The sequence below is a fragment of the Chryseobacterium luquanense genome (assembly GCF_026460945.1).
In the GTDB taxonomy this organism is placed as follows: domain Bacteria; phylum Bacteroidota; class Bacteroidia; order Flavobacteriales; family Weeksellaceae; genus Chryseobacterium; species Chryseobacterium luquanense.
In genome coordinates, this window is sequence record NZ_JAOVZV010000019.1 from 47,185 (window position 1) to 69,068 (window position 21,884).

The following is a 21,884-nucleotide window of genomic DNA, read 5'->3' on the forward strand; positions in this document are numbered from 1 at the left end:
ACGGTAGATTTAAATTAATAAATTCGCCACGTCAGTTCGAGTGTTTTTCTGCAACGAAGTGAAAGAAAAATGTATCGAGAACCCGTGAACCGAAGCTCAAAATCTGTCATCCTGTCACGAACTTCTCGATACGATTTTTTCAAAATCTATTCGAACTGACGACTGGTAAACAGTATGTCAAAATGATTCCATCATTTGAAGTGACGTTCGTTGAATCAGGATTTCATCATAACGACTATAGTGATAAACGAATTATAAACAACAAATCCCTCTCAAAACAGAAAGGGATTTGTTGTTGTACCTTAAATAACAAGGAAATTTATATAAATTAAATATTCAAAGCTTTCTGATATGCATTTTCCAAACCATCAAGGTTTTTACCACCTGCTGTTGCGAAGCCCGGGTTTCCGCCGCCGCCGCCTTGGATTTCTTTTGCCAAATCTTTTACGATGGTTCCTGCCTGATAGCTTGAAGCCAAATCGTCTGAAATTCCAACGGTAATCATCGGTTTTCCATCGGCATCTGAAAGGATAATCGTTACAGAAGTCGGGATTTCTTTTTTCAACTGGAATACGATATCTTTTACAGAACCTGCATCAAGCGAAGTTTTCTTTACCAAAAGCTGCTTGTCGCCTTTGTGTTCATATGCGTTTTTCCAGTCGCCGATTTCGCCTTTTGCTTTTTCTTTTTTGAAAGCTTCAACTTCAGATTTTAAAGAAGTGTTTTCTTCAATTAATTTCTCAATCGATTTTACGACATCTTTAGATTTCAGCAATTGGGAAAGTTCAGCAACTTGTTTTTCTAAATTCTTAAAATATTCAGCCGATTTATCGCCTGAAATTGCTTCGATTCTTCTTATTCCTGCAGCTGCAGAACTTTCAGAAACAATTTTAAAATGACCGATTTCGCTGGTATTTTTTACGTGAGTTCCACCACAAAGTTCTTTTGAACTTCCAAATTGGATCATTCTCACGCTGTCCCCATATTTTTCCCCAAATAATGCCATTGCACCTTTGTCAATCGCTTCCTGAATCGGGATATTTCTGAATTCCTGTAAAACAATACTTTCTTTAATTTTAGCATTTACTTTTTCTTCAACCAAAGCTAATTCTTCTTCCGTCATTTTATTGAAATGGGAGAAGTCAAAACGCAGATAATCAGGACCTACGAATGAACCTTTCTGCTCAACATGTGTTCCCAAAACTTCTCTTAAAGCTTCATGCAATAAGTGGGTAACAGAGTGATTGGCCTGAGAATTTTTTCTGTCTACAGCATTAACTTTAGCATAGAAAACTGCACCTGCATCTTTCGGAAGTCCGTTGATTAACGAAATGATCAATCCGTTTTCTTTTTTAGTTTCTAAAACTTCAAAGCTTTCGGTAGCATTTTCAAGAAGACCTTTATCACCGATTTGTCCACCACCTTCCGGATAGAAAGGAGATTCGCTCAATACAACCTGATAAAATTCTCCGTCTTTATTTTCTACTTTTCTGTATCTTGTAATATAAGTCTCAGACTCGATTTTATCGTAACCAACAAAGTTTTCAGGTTTTTCTTCCAACGTTACCCAATCATATACTTTAGAAGCTGAGTCTTTTTTAGAACGCTGTTTTTGTTCATTTAAAGCTTGTTCGAAACCTTTTTCATCGATGGTTAAACCTTTTTCTTCCGCAATAATTCTTGTTAAATCATCCGGGAAGCCATAAGTATCATATAATTCGAAAACTTCTTCTGTTGGCAATACTTTTTTACCTTCAGAAATCGTTTGCTGAATTAATTTATCAACTCTGATTAATCCTGTTTCAATCGTTCTTAAGAAAGATTCTTCCTCACTTTTGATTACTTCTGTAACCAAAGTTCCTTGTTTTTCAAGTTCTGGGAAGAATTTACCCATTTGTTCCTGTAAAACAGCAACCAATTGATAAAGGAAAGGTTCTTTTCTGTCTAAGAATCTATAAGCATAAGAAATACTTCTTCTCAAAATTCTTCTGATCACATAACCTGCTCCTCCGTTTGAAGGCAACTGTCCGTCTGCAATCGCAAAAGAAACCGCTCTGATGTGGTCAACAACTACACGAATCGCAATATCTTTTTCATCAGTTAGAATTCCGTTATATTTTTTACCTGAAAGTTCTTCAACCTTAGCAATTAAAGGGGTGAAAACATCAGTGTCGTAATTAGATTCTTTCTGTTGCAAAGCCATACAAAGACGCTCGAATCCCATTCCGGTATCGATGTGTTTTGCAGGGAGATTTTCCAGCGAGCCGTCTGCTTTTCTGTTGAACTGCATAAATACAAGATTCCAGATTTCTACTACTTGTGGATGGTCATTATTGACCAATTCTAATCCTGAAACTTTAGCTTTTTCTTCGGCACTTCTCAAATCAACGTGGATTTCAGAACAAGGTCCGCAAGGTCCGCTTGCACCCATTTCCCAGAAATTGTCTTTTTTGTTTCCGTTGATAATTCGGTCTTCAGAAATGAACTTTTTCCACAGATCGTAAGCTTCAGTATCTCTGTCAAGATTTTCTTTTTCGTCACCTTCAAAAATGGTTACGTAAAGATTTTCCTTTGGAATTCCGTAAACTTCCGTCAGCAATTCCCAAGCCCACGAAATCGCTTCTTTTTTGAAATAATCACCAAAAGACCAGTTCCCCAACATCTCAAACATTGTGTGATGATAGGTATCACGACCCACATCATCCAAATCATTATGCTTCCCAGAAACTCTTAAACATTTCTGAGTATCGGCAATTCTTGAGGCTTTAGGCTCTTTGTACCCTAAAAAATAATCTTTGAACTGCGTCATTCCAGAGTTGGAAAACATTAAGGTAGGATCGTCTTTCAGCACAATCGGCGCCGATGGAACGATGAGGTGTTGTTTAGATTGAAAAAAGTCTAAAAACTGTTGTCTTATTTCCTGTGAAGTCATATTTGTTGCTTTTAGCTGATTGCTTTTGGCTTTCAGCTTTTTTTGATTCGCAAATTTAATGTTTTTGTCTGATTTTATATCAAATATTTGATATATTGAAAATAGTAATATTACTATTTAATTTTTCATATTTCTCAGTAGCTATTTCCCGCTTTCCGCACTCGCTATTTTGTTGATTCTGCGGTCTCGCCTTTGGCGAGACCGCAGAATCAACAAAATGAGCTCAAACAATTGCTACAATCGGGGCTAGGATTTCTGATGCCTTACAAATTTTGCCATTTCGACGAAGGAGAAATCTGAAAAACGAATTGATATTATAATAGGAACATACTTCAAATCCTAAAAACCACCTTTCAAAAATTCTTCCGAATTTTCGAAACCCCTTTAATGGAGTGAGATTTTGTTTCGAAATGTTAGAGGTTTCTAAAAGCTATAACGTTTATTAAGATAAGAAATCTGTTTTAACAAAATCAAATCCATTCCATCTAAGTTTTCGTATATAAAAGTGTAAGAAACTCAACGAAAAAATACGATCAATCCGATAGAAATTATCAGTGATTTAAGATAGTTATTAGTCTGAAATTTGCAATATGATGTTGCAGATTTTAATAAAGAAGAAAAATTAAAATGAACAAAAAGTCAAAAATGAAAAACATATTTATATTTCTCGGAATGATTCTGGGAATAGCAGTATTTGCAACAAGCTGTGGAGATTCAAAAAAAGTAAATCTCACAGGAAATGAAAAAGAAAATGAGAAAATTATGGAAGCAGGAAATGTAAAGGAAATTTATTTTGCGGGAGGATGTTTTTGGGGAACCGAACATTTGTTTCAGCAGGTTCGCGGAGTAGTTGGAACTGAAGTGGGGTATGCTAACGGAAATATTAAAAATCCAACGTACGAACAGGTAATCAGTCATACCACTGGATTTACGGAAGCGGTAAAAGTAAAATATGATGCAGATCAGGTAGATTTGAAACTGCTGATTAATTTATTTTTTAAATCAATTGATCCTACAACGTTAAACAGACAAGGAAATGATGTAGGAGATAACTACAGAAGCGGAATTTATTTTACAGATAACAATACAGAAGTAGTTGTTAAAAGTGAAGTTGAAAAATTAGCTAAAAACTATTCAAAACCGGTCGTAGTAGAAACCATCACCTTGAAAAACTTCTATAAAGCTGAAGACTATCATCAGGATTATTTGGATAAAAATCCAGGTGGCTATTGTCATATCGAACCGGGACTTTTTGAAGTTGCCAGAAAAGCGAATCCGCTTCCGAAAAAAAGTGAAGTAAAATATCAGAAGCAGGATAAAAAAGTTTTAAAACAAAAACTAACTGCTGAACAATATAAGGTTACTCAGGAAAATGATACGGAAAGACCTTTCCAAAATGAATATTGGGATGAAACAAGAGAAGGAATTTATGTAGATATTACAACTGGAGAACCATTGTTTATTTCTACTGATAAATTTGAGTCAGGTTGTGGGTGGCCAAGTTTTTCAAAACCAATTACTCAAAAACTGATTTCAGAAAAAGTTGATAATTCAGTGGGAATGACAAGAACTGAAGTGAGAAGTAAAACAGGAGACGCACATTTAGGACACGTTTTTGATGACGGTCCGAAAGACAAGGGAGGACTGAGATATTGTATTAATTCTGCTTCGTTAAAGTTTATTCCGAAAGCTGAAATGGAGAAAAAAGGTTACGGAGATTATATTTCCCTTCTCAATAAAAAGTAAATGAAAAAACTGTCGAAAGGCAGTCTTTTTTTGTTTAGTTGAGTTGAAATCTTTCTTTAATACTCAACATCGAAATATTTAGAAATAATAAAAATCCGAAAATTATGGGGAAGCTTCCTTTTGGAAGTTGAGCTACTTTTTCTGAAGAAGTATCTGCAATTTTTGTGTCTGCAAAATCACTAAGGTAATTCCAAATATTTTTTTGAGGAAAGTCAACGATTTCAACAAAAGGGACGCACATCAGCACATTGTCAGTATTTTCGACTGGCTGTGGTAAATTATAATTGGTGCTTGCTACCAAGTTTCCGCTTTCCAAATCTATTCCATAATATTCATGCTTTGAAATATGAAAATCATTTAATAATGATACAAAATCACCGTAAGTATTGTTTTTATCCAAAACAAATTCAATTCCTTTGTTTTCTGAATTTTGATTGTTAAGTTTTCTGATTTCTGAAACATATAAATTAGAATTTTTTTTTGCTTCATTACCACTAACAGGTACTTTAGAATAATGGTCACGTTTTAAAGGCAGGAAATTTCCGATATTATTTTCTTCCTGATTGATGCTTATATTTTTATCTTTTGAGGGAAGTTTTATATCGATAACATTGGTTACAGTAAAGTCTATGTAAGGTGTCATATAATACCAAAGTAAAACAGGCATTAACAATGCGCTGATTAATCCCGGAACATAATAAATTTTTCTCATGGTAATAATTTGCAAAAACCGAATGAAAATTTTAAGCCAAATCTAAATAACAAAACAAACTGTATTTCTCATTGAACAGATTATGATTCCAATGTCAGTTTCTCTTATTTTGTTTATCTCTAAATTAGTTTTAAAGCTTAACTACGATTGATTATTTAAGTATATTTGAAAGATATGATGTTTTTATTTAATAATAAATGCATTTTGAAATATTTTCTTAAATGTAAAACTAAAATATCATATAAATTGAATTTAAAATTCTACTGCAATGCCTGAAAAATCAAATTACAGCAGAAGACTTTTCCTGAAAACTTCTGCAATGGCAGCTTTATTGGCTGCGATACCTTCCTCAGTCAAAGCTTTTTACAATGATGTAAAAACGTTTATACTTCCCCGGAAAACCGTACTTTCCGTAAAAATCTCTGTTAATAAAAAATCATACGAGCTAAAAAGTGATTCACGTACAACACTTTTAGATGTTTTGAGAGAAGATTTAAATCTGACAGGAACAAAAAAAGGCTGTGACCACGGTCAATGCGGAGCTTGTACAGTTAATATAGATGGAGAAAGGGCTTTAAGTTGTCTTACTTTGGCGGTTATGATTCCTGGAAAAGAAGTTACCACGATTGAAGGTCTTGCCGATGGAGAAAAGCTTCATCCGATGCAGGAAGCTTTTATTGAATGTGACGGTTTTCAGTGTGGATATTGCACTCCGGGACAGATTATGTCTGCAGTAGCTTGCGTGAAAGAGGGGCATACCAATTCTGTAGAAGAAATAAAAGAATTTATGAGCGGAAATCTCTGCCGTTGCGGAGCCTATAACGGAATTGTTCAATCTATCCAAAAAGTTGCAGCACGATGAAACCTTATACTTTTGAAAAAGCAGCAAATATAAATACTGCATTACGTTTGAAAAACGAAAAAGCACAGTTTATTGCAGGAGGAACGAACTTGGTTGATCTTCTGAAAAAAAATATTGCTCAACCGGATGCTTTAATAGACATTACTACAGCTGTTTCCAATGAAATCAGCGTGTCAAAAAAGAACATCAGCATCGGCGGAATGGTTCGGAATACGGCATTAACAACAGATAAAAATATTCTTCAAAATACGCCACTGATTGCAAAAGCAGTTTTGGCAGGAGCTTCTCCGCAGATTAGAAATATGGCAAGTACGGCAGGAAATTTATTGCAACGTACAAGATGTATCTATTTTTATGATGTGACAATGCCTTGTAATAAAAGAAATCCTGGAAGTGGATGCAGTGCATTGAAGAGTGAGAATAACATGAGTGCTTTGGTGGGGTATAATGAACAGTGCGTTGCGGTGCATCCTTCCGATTTATGTGTTGGACTTGCTGCTCTTGATGCTGAAGTTTTTGCAACTTCTGAAAACAAAAAGAAAATTAAAATTCTTTTTAAAGATTTTCATAAGCTGCCGGAAAATACACCTTCACTGGATAATACACTTCCTCAAAATGCATTAATTACGCATATTGAAATTCCGATAGAACCTTTCTCTAAAAACTTTGCGTATGTGAAACTTCGTGAGCGTACATCGTATGCTTTTGCGCTGGTCTCGGTTGCTTCGGCTTTGCATTTGGAAGGTGATAAAATCATTGAAGCAAGATTAGCTTCAGGTGGAGTTGCCCACAAACCTTGGCGTTGGTATGAAGCGGAAAATTATTTAAAAGGAAAGAAACCTTCTGCAGAAATTTTCGCAAAAGCAGCTTCCATAGCGATAGAAAATATTAAACCACTTTCGAAAAACGGATATAAAATTCCGATGTTGAAAGGTGCAATTGAAACGGCTTTACAAAATAGCTTGAAATCTTAAATAAGTAAAGAATATTTAATTTAAAATTAAAAGAATGGGATTTTTTGACGAAACAGAAATGTATACAATTCCTGTTGATGGAAGGGTAGAAGCTTTGGCGAAAGTCACTGGAAAAGGAAAGTATGCTGCGGAATATGAGGTAGAAAATGTTTGTTATGCTGTATTGGTGACAAGTGAAATTCCTTCGGGTAAGATTAAAACTTTACAACTTGATCTGGCAAAGCAGGCAGAAGGAGTTTTAGATATTATTTCTCATCTTAAAAAACCTGCAGTTCCCGGATTTGCAGATGAAGCAAAAATAAAAGAGTCCAAATTCGGATTACCGGTTTTTCATACCGACACGATTTATTTTAAAGGTCAACCGATTGCCTTGGTGATTGCCAATACTTTTGAGGAAGCGACGTATGCTGCCTCTTTGGTAAAAGCAGATTATGAAAAAGCTCCTTTCGAAGTTGATTTTAATAAAGCAAGAATTAATACAGAATTAAAACCTGCCGGAAAAGAAAGAGGAAATATAGATGCTTGGAAAAATCTTCCTTTTTCAGTAGAGCAGGAATACAATATTGCGGAAGAAGTTCACAATCCTATGGAAATGCATGCAACAATTGCGCAATGGGATGGAAACAAACTAAAATTGTACGACAAGAATCAGGGAGTGAATGGTGTTCAGAAAACGATTTCAGGATTATTTAATTTACCGACAGACAATATTCAGGTTTTCAGTGAATTTGTGGGTGGTGGTTTTGGTTCAGGTTTAAAAGTATGGCCTCATGTTTTGGCAGCTGTTTTAGGAGCTAAACAGGTTAACCGACCTGTGAAATTAATGCTTACCCGTCCTCAAATGTTTCATTCTGTAGGTTACAGACCTGCTTCATGGCAGAAAATTAAGTTAGGAGCAGATTCTACTGGAAAAATCTTAGGAATTCATCATCAGGCAAAAAACGGATGTGCTATTTATGATCCTTTCAGTGACGGAATTACCCGCGTTACAAGATTGATCTATCAGTTTGATAATTTGAAAACAGAAAACGCTGTCGTTCCGCTTAATCTCAGTGCGCCGACATGGATGCGTGGTCCGGGAGATTGTACAGGAGATTTTGCTGTGGAATCAGCGATGGATGAGTTGAGTTATCAGCTTAAAATGGATCCGGTTGAACTTAGGTATAAGAATTTAGCTTTAGATAAAAATCCAGATACAGGCTTGCCTTGGTCAACCAATTATTTAAAAGAAGCTGTCCAAAAAGGGGCTGAAATGATTGGCTGGAATCAAAGAAAATCAGTTCCAAATTCACAAACAGAAGGTGACTGGAAAATAGGCTATGGAATGGCAGTCGGAATGTGGAATGCGGGAAGAAATAAAGCCAGTGCAGGAATTGTGATGGATAAAGAAGGAAATATTATTCTACAGACAGCAATGACAGACATCGGAACGGGAACAGGAACAGGAATGTTGAATATTTTGCACGATGCGACAGGAATATCAAAATCTAAAATTAAAATACAGCTTGGAAATTCGGATTTGCCTCCTGCAGGAAGTCAGGGTGGAAGTACTGGAATGTCTTCCATCAGTGGAGCTGTGGTTGCGGTGATTGATGTTTTAAAGCTGAAATTGACAGAATACATTACAAAATTCGATTCAGCATATAAAAATTCGACAGCCAAGGATCTTCTTCTTTCTGATACCGGAGTTTCACTGAACAAAGCAGGGCAGCATTTTGTTCCGTATCAAAAAATATGGGAAGGAAATAATCTTACGCTTTTGGAAGTAGAAGCGAGCTCCGGTCCGGGAGATGAAAGGTCAAAATACTCATTCTGCTCTTCGGCAGCGCATTTCTGTAAAGTAAGAGTTAATTCTAAAACAGGAAAAATAGTTGTTGAAAAAATGGTTGCCGTCGTTGATGGTGGAAAAGTTATCAATCCGAAGCCTGCAACCAATCAGATTACGGGTGCTGCAGTTGGCGGTATCGGTATGGCTCTAATGGAAAAACAAATGATTGACGGGAAATTGGGAAGTTTGGTAGGAAATGATTTGGCAGGTTACCATTTTCCGGTGAATGCAGATGCTCCAATGATTGAGGTGGCATTCATTAATAAGCCTGACCCAAATATCAATCCGAGTGGCGCAAAAGGTTTAGGTGAAGTGGGAATTATCGGTGTTGCTCCTGCGATTGCCAATGCTGTTTTCAATGCAACAGGAAAACGTTTCAGAGATTTACCAATTACTCCGGAGAAGTTTTTTTCTGAATCATAAGCGCTATTTCAGGAAAACTTATTCAATATACTCAAAACCTTAGTTATAATAAAGCTGAGGTTTTTTTGATTTTTATACATTCGGATGCTTATGTATTTCAAAAGTCTATTTTTTAAGAAAAATATTAGTATTTCCGCTATTGATAATAGATTTAGCCAATAAGAAGACTGTAATTTATAGTATTATCGTAATCTGACAAAAGCAAATTAGTATCAATAAAAGTTAATTTTAAAACTTCACTTTATTGAGAATTAAGTATTATATTTGCTGCTCAATTTTATTTATTTAAAATTTACAAAAGCATAATGAATATTATTACCAGTACATTTTCAGTTTTAAAGCAGTCTTCAGCCATTATTGTTTTGTCGGCAACTGTTATCAGTACTCAGCTTTCAGCGCAGAAAAAAATCGACACTTATTTTGATCATTTATTCAGTAATAATAAGATGATGGGCAGTGTTGCTGTTTCATATAAAGACAGTATTATTTATACCAAAGCGTTTGGTTATGCCGATGTAGATGCCAAATTAATGAACAATACAGATACAAAATTTCGTATTGGTTCTATTACAAAGACTTTCACAGGAGTATTGGTATTAAAGGCAGTTGAAGAACAGAAGTTAAAATTAGAAGACAGGCTTTCCGCTTATTTTCCTCAAGTGAAGAATGCTGAAAAAATTACAATAAGACAGCTTCTTAACCAACGTACCGGAATTTTTAATTTTACAGAAATTGAAGGTGAAGATGAATGGGAAAGAAAATTTCATACTCAAAAAGAGTTTATGGATTTTTTCATCAATAAAAAAAGCAACTTTGAGCCGGGTGCAGAGTATGAATACAGCAATACCAATTATGCTTTGCTTGGTTTTATTCTTGAAAAACTATATCAAAAATCTTATGCTGAAATTCTTAATGAAAAAATCTGTACACCGCTTCGGTTAAAAAACACCTATTATTCGTTTGAAGTTGACAGTAAAAAGAATGAAGCCATCTCTTACAATATTCAAAATCGTTACGTGAGAAATGCAGTAACCAATTTTTCCAATCATCCTGCAAGTGGAGGGATTGCTTCTACACCTACAGATTTAAATAAATTTCTTTATGCCTTATTTAATAATAAACTGATGAGTGCCGAAAGTCTTAAAATAATGCTTCCTATGGAGGAAGGTGAGTACGGGATGGGAATTTTCAGATTTCCTATGGGGAAAAATTTAGTTTATGAACATGGAGGAAGAGTAGAGAATTATTTTTCGGATTATTGGTATTTTCCTAAAGAAGAACTTGGCGTGGTACAGTTTACCAACGCTGTTAATATTGATATGGATAAAATCATGTTTGTATTGACAAAGTATGCTTACCAAATTCAACCTGAACTTCCGGACTTCAATAAAACACCGGAGCTTTCCGTGAAAGAATTTGCTGATATTAAGGGAACTTATTTTACTGAAGATAAAAAAGAGTCGGCTACTGTTTCTTCTGATGGTAATAATCTTGTTTTTCAAGGCGCAGAATCGAGACAGACCTATATTCCCTTAACATTTAAAAATAAAACAACTTTTGAATATGATAAGATAAAAATAATCTTTGATCCTAAAAAACATCAATTAACGATTTATCAGGATAATATAGTAAAAGTATTTAGACAAAAAGTTTAGTTCCAAAATCCTCTATATAAAAAATCTTAATCTTTTAATTGGAAACCCTCAAAGTTTTTATATTTTAAACTTTGAGGGTTTTTTATTTTGGGTAAATATTACAAACGATGGATCAATTAAATTCATCATGATAAGACTTTATATTGTCAAGAGTCGGTAAAGTATTAACGGTAATTTTCTTCAGGTTTTTCTTTGCTTTTTTAGAGCCTAAAATCTGGGTAATCTCGGTGAAAGTTCCGGCAAGAAGATCAATTTTTGTGTCAACCGTAGTCTCTTTACCATCCCAATATATTTTTGAAACAGCAATCAGTTCAAATTTCCCTTTATTAAAACGGAAAGTTTGCTCATTTTTTACATCACCAATTTCTTTATAAATGATCAGATTATTGTTTTCAATGCGTATATCGGGAACCTGATTTCCACCATATTTTCCTTCGGGATATTGCGGGTCGAAAACTTCTGTAGAACTGAATGCAGATTTAAATTTTCTATCCGGTCCTAAAAAGAAGATCTGTAGTTTTAAAGGTTGTGTAGCGTCTTTGGTATTCATAGAAAGAAGAACTTTATCCTGCAGCCCGTCTTTATTAAGATCACCAACTGCATCTCTTATCATTTTAAAATGATTTGTATTTTCATTGGCTTGAGAGAATAAAGGCAGAGTTGCGAAAATAGCTGATAAGAATAATATTTTCTTCATGGTTTTTACAAATTGTAATTTAGTTTGAATATCTAAACTACGAAAAAAACTTTGATTATAACATGAAGAGGAAAGAAATCAAAAGTTATAAATCCATAGAATTTTTTTACAAATAGATTTAAAAATCTTTTAGAATCATTTATCTGGATACATAGTAAAGCAAGATTATTTTTCTTCTTGAATATTTATGAGTATAATAAATAATTCACAATAACAACTAATTATTTTATCTAAAATAATTTTATTTAAAAGATGTGGTATAAGGCTTTGAGGGCTTTTTATAAAGTTGATGATTTTAATATTTTTATCATAATTTAATGAATTATATATTAAAATTGACGAAGTATGACAATAGTCATGTATTTATAAATTTAACATAATTTAATTTCAAAAAAAAATCTGGATCCCTATTTTAGCAATCCTTAGAAAACTGAAAATTTGATGATAAAGTACTTCTTAATTCTGACAGGATTGAGCATTTCCTGTGGTGTTTTTGCTCAGCATCATGTCTCGAGAATTTATTCCGATTTCTCCGGCTTTTGGGATAGCAGCACAACAGTTCAACCCAACAACAATCATAATCTTTTGGCTTTCACATGGGATGCTGATGGTGCAGGAAATATTTATCAGCCCAAAACATACAGTACGGGGGTAAATAATGCTGTGTTAACATCGCATGGAGTATCCTATACTGCAGGAACATTTATATCATTACCGATTTATAACGTTCCCGCTCCAAATGGTAGTACATACGTAGGAGTTGGGCAAATGTATGGTGGTAATGGGAATGTGTCTCCGGTTCCTGTACACAACAACTTTGTGGAGTATTTGTCTGATGGTATTCAGGGATTGGGGTTAGGAACGGCAATGTTTAATATTCCTCCAGGCTCAAGTATAAGCCTTAATACCATGGGAATTGTACCTTCTTCAATTGGTGACGGTATTCCGGATCTTATCTTTACTCAGATGGGTGAGCCTTCGGGTAACCCTGATGTTTTTTACTTCGTTAATGAACTGGGGAATACGATAGGAACTACTTATTCAGTTACTTTTAACAGCGTACCGGTAATCGGGAATGCCTGTTGGAAATTTTATAATGCTAATACTAATCCGCCTACCTATAATGCAGGAGTTTCAGGTACTTCCGGAACTGGAAGCTGCGTGCGTGCTGTACGAGTTTTGGCGGCTGACTGGTCTGAATTTGGAATCACCAGTAGCAACTATATGCAGGCTGTGAAATTAATTCAGACATTCTCAGGTTCTTCAGATCTTGCATTTATCGGTGCTTATAATGAGGAATCAATCACTTTTGCGGCAAGTGTATCAGGAAGTGTTTATAATGACAATGATGCAGGAGTTCCAAATGGTAATTTTTATTCAGGCGCTACGGTAAGACTGCTTAATAATGGAGTATCCTTCCGAACTGCAACGACAAATTCCAGTGGGTTTTATTTCTTTGATAATATTAATACCAATACATATCCGGGACCTTTCACGGTTGAATTGGTGGTACCTCAGGGGTTTTCTGTAGTTGGAAACAGTTTGGGAAATACAAGCAACAGTATTCCTGCTGTGCTCACCAATGGCTCTTCACAAGGAAATAACTTTGGAATCAACCGACCACCTGTAGTAGGAAACGATACCTTTTCGGTTCCTAAAAATGTATCTAAAATAGTTAATCTCATAGCAAACGATAGCGACTCCGATGGCGGAGTTCTTATTCCTTCAAGCATAAATTTGATTATACCCGCAGGAGCATCTAATATTTCGACTTCAGGAAGCAACACCAAAGGATTTACCGTAAATAATCAGGGAACCTGGAATGTCGATAATGCCGGAATCTTAACGTTTACTCCTGCACAGAATTTCTTCGGTACAGCATCTGTGGCGCAATATACCATTAAGGATAATGCAGGATTATCAAGCAATATTGCATCGATCAATATATCGGTAGATTATTGTTATAAACCGGGAGCAACAGGCACAACCACTTCTTACACCAATCTGGGAATTTCTACGTTGTCGGAAAGATTTAAAAACTGGCCTGTAGGACCTACTACACCAGAAGGTGGAATTCCCAACGGTTTTTTAGCACTCAACTCTTCAGATAAGGGAATGGTGATCACAAGGGTTTCCAGCTCTTCAGCAGTTCCTCAGCCGAAAAAAGGAATGATAATCTATGATATAGCATCTCAGTGTGTTAAACTATACAATGGTTCTGTCTGGAACTGTATCAAAAGAAGCTGTAACGATTAAATTTATACAATATGAAGAAGAGTTTAATACTGATGGCTGCAATGTTCATCATAAGTTTGAATGCTCAGATAGGAATTGGCAAAACAGTGATTTCAGGAACGGGTTCCATCATGGAATTTGATGGTAATACTTCAAATCAGTTAAGTGATAATACAACAGCTAATACAAAAGGTCTGATTTTGCCTGCAGTTCTTGAAATCCCTAATTTCGGAACTTCAGGTTCTGCTACGAGTATTCCTCAGAATGGAACATTTCTATTTGACAGGCAGACCAAAAAAAACAGATTCTATGAAAATGGAGTATGGAAAGATTTGTCTGATGAAGGTAATAATGCCAATTTAATTCCCTTTGCAGGAACTGAAAAAGGAAACGGAGTGATCGTAGGGGCATCATCAAGTGCTGCAAAAGGAGTTTTGGTTTTCGAATCAGCTGATAAAGCATTGGTTCTTCCCCATATCTTTAATCCGCATCTCACGGTGATTAATCCTTATCCGGGAATGATGTGCTACGACACGCAAAGCAATTCAATAGCTGTTTATGATGGCACCAATTGGAATTATTGGAAATAAATTTCAATGAATCGCAGAAAACCATTAGCAAAAAAGAACGCCTTAAGCGTTCTTTTTGATATTCTGTTTATTTTTCAGGCTCATTGCCGTTGTTGCACCAATAGAGAGCATGATAAACATTGTCTTTCGAGAAAAATTTAAAATTACTAAAACCTTCTACATCGCTGAACGTTTTTGCATTTTCATTATTACTTACAATCGCAGCCCGATTGTAATGAGTGATTGTATTTAATTCTGAAAGAGAATTTTTGAGCCAGGTTTTGACATCTGCATTCTCCAAGTCGGTATCCAGATACAGCATATAATTCAGTTCATCGAATTTTGCCACTTTGTTTTTAACATGTGGAATGACAAGATTTTCAAAATCTTCTCTGTTGATTTCTCCTGTAGCATTAAATGCCGCTACGTTGTCTGGTGCATCATTAAGTATGGTAATCATATTGTATATTTTTGGTGGTGAGAAGAGTTTGGCAATAATTAAGCCATTAAACAATGGTGTGGTATTAAAAATTATAAAACTTAGATTGTGCTTTTTATCAGAATTTTATAAATCAATTATGATATCATTATTTTAACATTCCCAAAAGTTGTTTAATATTTAGAAATTTAGGCAGGGATGCTGTAACAAAACGATACATTAATACACTCATCATAAGTAATAAAAACGAATAACAATGCCCACTTTAAGCACAAAATATGTCTTTCTTGACTTCTTTAATTTTCTGAAAAAACCGAACGATCAACAGATTGAATCCTCAACAAAAGAAAAGATACTTATTCTTTTTAAATTTCTTTTTTTTGAATTGTTAATTACGTGTATCATTGTTTTTCCGCTGGATTATATCATCGATAAGTTTATTACACTGAAAAGCGAAAGTTTAGATTATCAACAAAATACAATCTACATGGTTTTTATTCTTGTTGTTATTTTGGTTCCTTTTTTTGAAGAAGTTATATTCAGATCAGTTTTACGATATAACTCAATATATAAGGGAAGGATCAGCTGTGAAAAGTGGAACAGAGTTTTCCCTTATCTTGTTTATACACTCTGCATCGCTTTTGGTTTGGTTCATGCGGGAAATTATTTCAACGAAAGTATTACGTTTTTTCTTTTATCACCCCTTATCGTTTTAAGCCAGCTTTCAGGAGCATTTGTTATCAGCTATATCAGAGTACGGTTAAATTTTTATTACGGATTTTTCTATCATGCGCTTTGGAATTTTGTCGCTGCGATTTTGATTCCTTCCGTCATGATTTTATTTGCCAGTCCGTACGTGGATAAAATCACAAATTATACTTTGAGCATTGAGGAAAAAGTATTTTTCCATTTGAATGAAACCCAGACGACCAGTTTGGATATAAGAGATCATAAAATATATAAAATCGAAGCAACGCAATTGTATCTTCAGGATATTCTTGATCTAATTTATGGGAAAGGCAAATTTTATGTTGATGAATATATTGTTAATATGAAATTTTCCTCAAAAAGAGGACTTACAAAGGAGGAGTTTAAAAAGGTATTGGAGAAGGAATATGAGATTCAAAATTCTTCTGAATAATTATAAAAATCATTTATAATATTTCTTTTTTGATTCCTAATTTTGTCGGGCTTCAAACAGAAAATTTTTCTCTGTATCACATTATTTCAATTTGCTTGACGCTAAAAGTTTAATAATTGTTTAAGTATTTAAGGTTATAATCGTTATTACTTCTATTTTTCGAAGAAAAATAGTTTCGACAAGTCTGTAGCGAATTTCATTGTTAAAATATAGACTTAAATCAGCGTAATTCGTGGAATCTTATAAAAATCTATCACACAGTTCTAAGGTGATGGATGGATCTCGATGATATTTTAATATCTGTTTTAAGGAGTCATCTGAGTTTTATATGTTTAGATAAAGGTTTCCGTTACAATACCATTTCCGATAACTCCTGATTGATCTTTAATCTCAAAATCCATTCCGCTGTACAATTGATTGATAAACAACTCGGCATCAATCAAAGTAACATTAATGGACACTGAATCCCCGGGAAATACGAGCTCTTCTTCCTCAAAGTTGAGTGCCCCAAGATAGGATTGCAGTCCATAGGGAAATTGAAATAAAACCCGAAATCCTGTGGATACAGGACTCACCAATCCATTATTATCTGTAGGGTAAAAATTAATCAGTGCTGTAAAATGCGAAGTTTTTTTCATATTGATATGCATTATTAGATGCTTTTTGCGGGTTTATTGAGAAAGTTCAGATTCTATGAAATTATTTATATTTTTAAAATCTGAGCAGTTCTAAATCTTAGAACGATTTTTTTATAAATATAATAAAACTTCATAAATTCACTTCGTTACGAAAATCACTCGAAGGGGCGAATATTTTATTTTAATCACTTAAATAAAATGGCATTAAACTTTTAGCGTTAAGCAAATTGAAAAATGTTAGACAAAAAGAAACCATGTATGATTCGGAGAAATCAGTAAAATTTAATTAAAAAGATTAAATCAGTTCAAAAATTCAGAAACCTGAATTCTGGTACAATATTCACTCCCAAGATATAATGGATCACCATGCTTCTCAGACCAGAAACCTTCCAATACATTCTCATTGATACAGCGATACACAGCAACACCTTTGTAAAGATGTTGATCTTCACCTTCATAATGAAAGTTAATGACTAAAATCTGATCTTTATAAAAACCTGTACCGTTTTGTTCATGGTCACCAATCATCCATTGTGCAATAATGCGGTTGTTTTCATCAAGAGAAAGAGTAAGGATTCCATGATAGGAAATGTGATCTGATTCTTCCTGATTACTTCCCTGAATAGAGTAACTTCCCGCCAAATCCTGTACTGTCATTGATTTATTTTTATGAAAAACAAATGTAGAAACTTTTTATATTGTTGAAATGAGAATGTTGATTGTTTTCTGATATTTATTTTTGTTTTAGATTTGCCATAATGTTGTACCTACTTTTAATAATCAATCTTCTCACTTTTATAATCTTTACCTTAGATAAATGGAAAGCGACCCAACATAAAAGAAGAATTTCAGAGTTTTCTTTGTTAACCTTAACATTTATTGGAGGGACCGTGGGAGCCGTTTTGGCAATGCTGATTTTCAGACATAAGGTTTCTAAGAAAAGTTTTTTGCTTAAACTTTGCGGGATTATTATAATACAGATTATCATTTTTGTTGGATATTGGAATTGGAGTATTGGAAGTTTTGAGTAGATTGAAAACCGGAAAGCTAGCAAATACTTTAACACTTTTTAAGTACCACACAGGGCTACCACGGCATTATATTTTCTTTGTTGTTAGCATATAACACCAAAAATAAAATATAATGTCAAAGAAAATTGCAATTTTAGCAACACACGGATTTGAAGAAAGTGAATTAAAATCTCCAAAGGAACATTTAGAACAACAAGGTTGGACGGCTCATATCGTCAGTCCAAAATCAGGAACCATCAAAGCATGGGCTGAAAAAGACTGGGGACAGGAATATAATGTAGATAAAACCTTAGATGAGGTTTCTGCATCAGAATATGATGCCTTGGTACTACCGGGAGGCGTTATCAATCCCGATCAGTTAAGAACGAATGATAAAGCTTTGTCTTTTGTTCAGGATTTTTTCAAACAGCATAAACCAGTCGCTGCCATCTGTCACGGTCCACAAATTCTGATCAATGCAGGTGCTGTTGAAGGTAGAAATCTGACTTCTGTAAACTCGATCAGCATCGACCTGAAAAATGCAGGCGCAAAATGGGAAGACAGCGAAGTAGTAGTGGATAACGGTTTGGTTACGAGCCGTACTCCCGAAGATCTTCCTGCCTTTAACGCGAAAATGGTGGAGGAAATTAATGAAGGGCAGCATGAAGATCAGAATTTGTAATATTTTCTAGGTTCTTTTGCCTTGATGCAAAAAGAATAAGACGTAAAATAATCTCAGCAAAATATAATCAAGACGGAAAGCTTCTGATAAAATTTAAAGTTTTTATTAGGAGCTTTTCCCGCTTTCCACTATATCTTTTGTTCCGCTTTGCTGCACAAAAGGATGCCGTTTCAATCGGGGCTAGGATGTTCGTTGTTCCTTAAAATATTTTAGAATATATTTACAACTGTTTAAGTTTTAAATAGAACCATGAAAAAAGTAACAGTTAATTTAATCGTTGGAGCCGGATTAGTTTTAGGAACGGCTGCCTTATTTGGACAAAAATCTTTAAACACAATTACTCCAATTCATTTAATTGAAAAAAATGTAGGAACTGGTCTGGAAGGCACATGGAAAATCTATAAAATAGATGGAAAAGTTGTTAAGAATGAACTAACAAAAACATTTGCAGCCAACGGAGTATTAACTACTAAAATGTACAACGGTACTAAAAAGACAAAATGGAAGCTCGAAGATGGAAAACTTTGTGTAAATGAAGTTGGTGATGAGTTCCAATGTTGCGAATATAAAGTAACAAAAACTACCCTTACTTACACCATTGAAGGGATGGAGTTAAGTTTTATTCGTAAATAATATATTCTGCTAAACAAATTTTAAAATAAAAATCCCCGACACTTACTAAGTAACGGGGATTTGCTGTTAATATGATTAAATTATTGTAGGGTAAATTTAACTTTAGTTTTAATAGCATCAGAAGAATTTCCGATTTGCGCTTCAAAATCTCCAGGTTCTGCAACCCAGTCGTGCTTTTGAGCGTCAAAATAACTTAACGCCGATTTGTCGATAGTAAAGGTTACTTCTTTTTGTTCACCCGGATTTAAAAATACTTTTTCAAAACCTTTCAACTCCTTTGCAGGGCGTTCAACAGATGATTTTACATCGGTAATATACAACTGTGCTACTTCAGCACCTGCTTTTTTACCGGTGTTTTTTACGGTTACTGTGAAAGTAATTTTATCATCCTGGTTCATCGTTGATTTATCTGCTTTTGCTTTTCCGAACTCAAAAGTGGTGTAGCTTAAACCATGACCAAAGCTGAATAATGGTTTGATCTTTTTGGTATCATGCCAACGGTAACCCACGAAGATACCTTCGTTGTATTTTATGTTGATCGGATTTTTCTGATCTTTTCCTTTTCCGGCAGCTAGCTCTTCTTTATTTCCGGGATATTCACCCATCGTATGAGCTGAATTATCTTCCAGTTTTACAGGAAATGTAAACGGAAGCTTTCCTGAAGGATTGGCATCACCAGACAAAACAGAAGCGATAGAATTCCCTGCTTCAGAACCCAAATACCAACCTTGAACAACAGACGGAACATCTTTAATCCACGGCATTGCTACTGCATTTCCGCTTATTAAAACTACGGTGAAATTCTTATTTGCTTTTGCTAAAGCTGAAATTACGTTGTCTTGATTATACGGAAGTCCGTAGCTTTTTCTGTCATTTCCTTCGCTATCCTGAAAGTCGGACTTATTTAAACCACCTACAAAAATTACGTAGTCTGATTTCTTTGCCAATTCAACAGCTTCGTCCAATAATTCTTCAGGCGAACGGCTGTCTTTCAAATCCTGTCCGGATTTTACACCGTTGTATTCTCCACCGACATCCCCTACATAACCTCTTGCAAACTGCACATCAGAACTTTTCCCAAACTTCGCTTTAATTCCGTCTAAAGGTAAAGTTTCGTATTTTACTTTTAATGAGGATGAACCTCCACCTACAGTCATTACTTTGATGGCATTCTCACCAATAACGGCAATTTTTTTAGCTTTATTGATGTCGATAGGAAGCACGTTGCCTTGGTTTTTCAACAAAACAATTCCTTCTTCACCGATTTCTTTTGCGACTGCTTTATGTTCTTCAGACGCGATGTTTCCAAATGGTTTTTTGGTGTTCATCGTCGTTTTATAGGCTAAACGTAAAAGTCTAGTCACTTTGTCGTCAAGCTCTGCAGTTCCTACTTTTCCTGATTTAATTAAATCTAAATAGGGTTTTGCTAAATAATAGTTGTCATACGCATTTCTTGTTCCGGCAGAAAGTCCGTTGGTCCAGCTTCCGAATTCTACATCTAATCCGTTGTGAATCGCTTGCTCAGTATTGTTTACTGCACCCCAGTCTGAAACCACCACGCCTTTGTATTTCCATTCTCCTTTCAGAATGTCATTTAAAAGATATTTGTTCTGGCTTGCGTACTGATTTTTGTACATATCATAAGCGCCCATAATCGTCCAAGAATCTCCCTCAGTTACAGCCGCTTTGAAAGGCGGAAGGTAAATTTCATACAACGTTCTGTCATCCACAATCACATTGCTCGTGTGACGGAACATTTCCTGATTGTTTAAGGCAAAATGTTTCACAGAAGTGGCCACTCCGTTGGATTGCACTCCCTGAATGTACGGGACGACCATTTTAGAAGTCAGGTACGGATCTTCACCCATGTATTCGAAGTTTCTTCCGTTCAAAGGTGTTCTGTAGATGTTGACTCCGGGTCCTAAAAGGATATCTTTCTTTCTGTATCTTGCTTCTTCACCTAATGCCTTACCGTAGTTCCAGGACATTTTCTTATTCCATGTTGCGGATAGAGCAGTCAGGGCAGGGTAGGCGATAATAGAGTCATTCGTCCATCCGGCCTGATCCCATTCATCCCACATTACTTCAGGGCGAACTCCATGCGGGCCGTCGGTTGTCCAGAATTCAGGGATTCCTAATCTTGGAACACCGGGCGAACTGAACTTTGACTGTGCGTGAAGCATGGCAACTTTTTCTTCCAGTGTCATTCTGGAAATCGCATCCTGAATTCGCTGTTCGACAGGTTTAGATTCGTCTAAATAAACAGGAGTGGTATTGGTTTGAGCCATTGCAGAGGCAGATATTAGCGTAAACAAACTTAAGAGTACAGTTTTCTTCAACATAAAAAACCTTTTATTGATTGCTTACAAAAATAGGTAAAATAATTATTATCTCAAATTGAGAAAATGAGTTTTCAGGGAAATGTTATTTTTAACCATGATGATGGTCAAGATTTTATGTTAGAAATCTGAGGTTTATAGATTTTTGCTTGAAAAGTTTATTTTAAATTAAAATAATTCCTCGTCCAAAGGATTGTGTGATAATTAAAATTTGAAACCGACTTTAAATCAAAAAACACCGTTTTGAGACAGATATTTTCTCGAAACGGTTTTATATACTCATAAATTCTTTTACCTGCCTGTCTTTTTATGCGCAAAATCTACCTCTTCAGCGGAGAAGATTTTAAGTTCACTATCAGCTATCAACTA

Annotated in this window: 18 protein-coding genes; 11 read left to right on the forward strand and 7 right to left on the reverse strand. The window is 35.0% G+C overall.

The window, feature by feature from the left end:
- Positions 1-328 precede the first annotated feature (328 nt).
- Entirely contained in the window at positions 329-2,932 is a 2,604-nt protein-coding gene (gene alaS / locus OEA66_RS16435; RefSeq protein ID WP_267282399.1) for an alanine--tRNA ligase, read from the reverse strand.
- Positions 2,933-3,577: 645 nt separating this feature from the next.
- On the opposite strand from alaS, the gene msrB reads away from it, so the two are divergent.
- Entirely contained in the window at positions 3,578-4,678 is a 1,101-nt protein-coding gene (msrB, locus tag OEA66_RS16440; RefSeq protein ID WP_267282400.1) for a peptide-methionine (R)-S-oxide reductase MsrB, read from the forward strand.
- 34 nt (positions 4,679-4,712) lie between these two features.
- Here msrB and OEA66_RS16445 read toward each other — a convergent pair whose 3' ends face one another.
- Entirely contained in the window at positions 4,713-5,390 is a 678-nt protein-coding gene (locus OEA66_RS16445; protein WP_267282401.1) for a hypothetical protein, read from the reverse strand.
- A 268-nt stretch (positions 5,391-5,658) separates the two neighbouring features.
- Here OEA66_RS16445 and OEA66_RS16450 point away from each other — a divergent pair, with 268 nt between their 5' ends.
- The 4 genes from OEA66_RS16450 to OEA66_RS16465 all read left to right on the forward strand — a co-directional run bounded on the left by OEA66_RS16450 (position 5,659) and on the right by OEA66_RS16465 (position 11,132).
- Complete coding sequence (locus tag OEA66_RS16450; protein WP_267282402.1) at positions 5,659-6,252, forward strand: (2Fe-2S)-binding protein; 594 nt, start codon at positions 5,659-5,661, stop codon at positions 6,250-6,252.
- Positions 6,249-7,226 carry an FAD binding domain-containing protein gene (locus tag OEA66_RS16455; RefSeq protein WP_267282403.1) on the forward strand — a complete coding sequence of 326 codons (978 nt, stop codon included), beginning with the start codon at positions 6,249-6,251 and terminating at the stop codon, positions 7,224-7,226. The genes OEA66_RS16450 and OEA66_RS16455 overlap by 4 nt, the downstream gene beginning before the upstream one ends.
- A gap of 34 nt (positions 7,227-7,260) precedes the next feature.
- The gene (locus OEA66_RS16460; RefSeq protein WP_267282404.1) at positions 7,261-9,477 is read left to right on the forward strand and encodes a xanthine dehydrogenase family protein molybdopterin-binding subunit; all 2,217 of its coding nucleotides are present in this window, start codon (positions 7,261-7,263) and stop codon (positions 9,475-9,477) included.
- 305 nt (positions 9,478-9,782) lie between these two features.
- Complete coding sequence (locus OEA66_RS16465; RefSeq protein ID WP_267282405.1) at positions 9,783-11,132, forward strand: serine hydrolase domain-containing protein; 1,350 nt, start codon at positions 9,783-9,785, stop codon at positions 11,130-11,132.
- Between the two features lie 112 nt (positions 11,133-11,244).
- Here OEA66_RS16465 and OEA66_RS16470 read toward each other — a convergent pair whose 3' ends face one another.
- Positions 11,245-11,829, reverse strand: a complete 585-nt coding sequence (locus tag OEA66_RS16470; protein ID WP_267282406.1) for a hypothetical protein — start codon at positions 11,827-11,829, stop codon at positions 11,245-11,247.
- A 441-nt stretch (positions 11,830-12,270) separates the two neighbouring features.
- On the opposite strand from OEA66_RS16470, the gene OEA66_RS16475 reads away from it, so the two are divergent.
- Together OEA66_RS16475 and OEA66_RS16480 are read left to right on the forward strand one after the other, a co-directional pair.
- Complete coding sequence (locus tag OEA66_RS16475) at positions 12,271-14,085, forward strand: Ig-like domain-containing protein (protein WP_267282407.1); 1,815 nt, start codon at positions 12,271-12,273, stop codon at positions 14,083-14,085.
- 11 nt (positions 14,086-14,096) lie between these two features.
- Positions 14,097-14,654 (forward strand): hypothetical protein, encoded by a 558-nt coding sequence (locus tag OEA66_RS16480; protein WP_267282408.1) that lies wholly within the window; start codon positions 14,097-14,099, stop codon positions 14,652-14,654.
- A gap of 67 nt (positions 14,655-14,721) precedes the next feature.
- Here the strand turns inward: OEA66_RS16480 and OEA66_RS16485 are convergent, their stop codons facing one another.
- Positions 14,722-15,093 carry a SpoIIAA family protein gene (locus OEA66_RS16485; protein WP_267282409.1) on the reverse strand — a complete coding sequence of 124 codons (372 nt, stop codon included), beginning with the start codon at positions 15,091-15,093 and terminating at the stop codon, positions 14,722-14,724.
- 235 nt (positions 15,094-15,328) lie between these two features.
- On the opposite strand from OEA66_RS16485, the gene OEA66_RS16490 reads away from it, so the two are divergent.
- Entirely contained in the window at positions 15,329-16,213 is an 885-nt protein-coding gene (locus OEA66_RS16490; protein WP_267282410.1) for a CPBP family intramembrane glutamic endopeptidase, read from the forward strand.
- A 332-nt stretch (positions 16,214-16,545) separates the two neighbouring features.
- On the opposite strand, the gene OEA66_RS16495 is transcribed toward OEA66_RS16490, so the two are convergent.
- Entirely contained in the window at positions 16,546-16,851 is a 306-nt protein-coding gene (locus OEA66_RS16495) for a hypothetical protein (protein ID WP_267282411.1), read from the reverse strand.
- A gap of 300 nt (positions 16,852-17,151) precedes the next feature.
- Positions 17,152-17,508: a hypothetical protein gene (locus OEA66_RS16500; protein ID WP_267282412.1), complete on the reverse strand. Its 357-nt coding sequence runs from the start codon at positions 17,506-17,508 to the stop codon at positions 17,152-17,154.
- 101 nt (positions 17,509-17,609) lie between these two features.
- On the opposite strand from OEA66_RS16500, the gene OEA66_RS16505 reads away from it, so the two are divergent.
- The 3 genes from OEA66_RS16505 to OEA66_RS16515 all read left to right on the forward strand — a co-directional run bounded on the left by OEA66_RS16505 (position 17,610) and on the right by OEA66_RS16515 (position 19,176).
- The gene (locus tag OEA66_RS16505; RefSeq protein WP_267282413.1) at positions 17,610-17,882 is read left to right on the forward strand and encodes a DUF1294 domain-containing protein; all 273 of its coding nucleotides are present in this window, start codon (positions 17,610-17,612) and stop codon (positions 17,880-17,882) included.
- 112 nt (positions 17,883-17,994) lie between these two features.
- Positions 17,995-18,543 carry a type 1 glutamine amidotransferase domain-containing protein gene (locus OEA66_RS16510; RefSeq protein ID WP_267282414.1) on the forward strand — a complete coding sequence of 183 codons (549 nt, stop codon included), beginning with the start codon at positions 17,995-17,997 and terminating at the stop codon, positions 18,541-18,543.
- Positions 18,544-18,792: 249 nt separating this feature from the next.
- Positions 18,793-19,176, forward strand: a complete 384-nt coding sequence (locus OEA66_RS16515) for a hypothetical protein (RefSeq protein WP_267282415.1) — start codon at positions 18,793-18,795, stop codon at positions 19,174-19,176.
- An 80-nt stretch (positions 19,177-19,256) separates the two neighbouring features.
- Here OEA66_RS16515 and OEA66_RS16520 read toward each other — a convergent pair whose 3' ends face one another.
- Complete coding sequence (locus OEA66_RS16520; protein ID WP_267282416.1) at positions 19,257-21,518, reverse strand: glycoside hydrolase family 3 C-terminal domain-containing protein; 2,262 nt, start codon at positions 21,516-21,518, stop codon at positions 19,257-19,259.
- Positions 21,519-21,884: the final 366 nt, after the last annotated feature.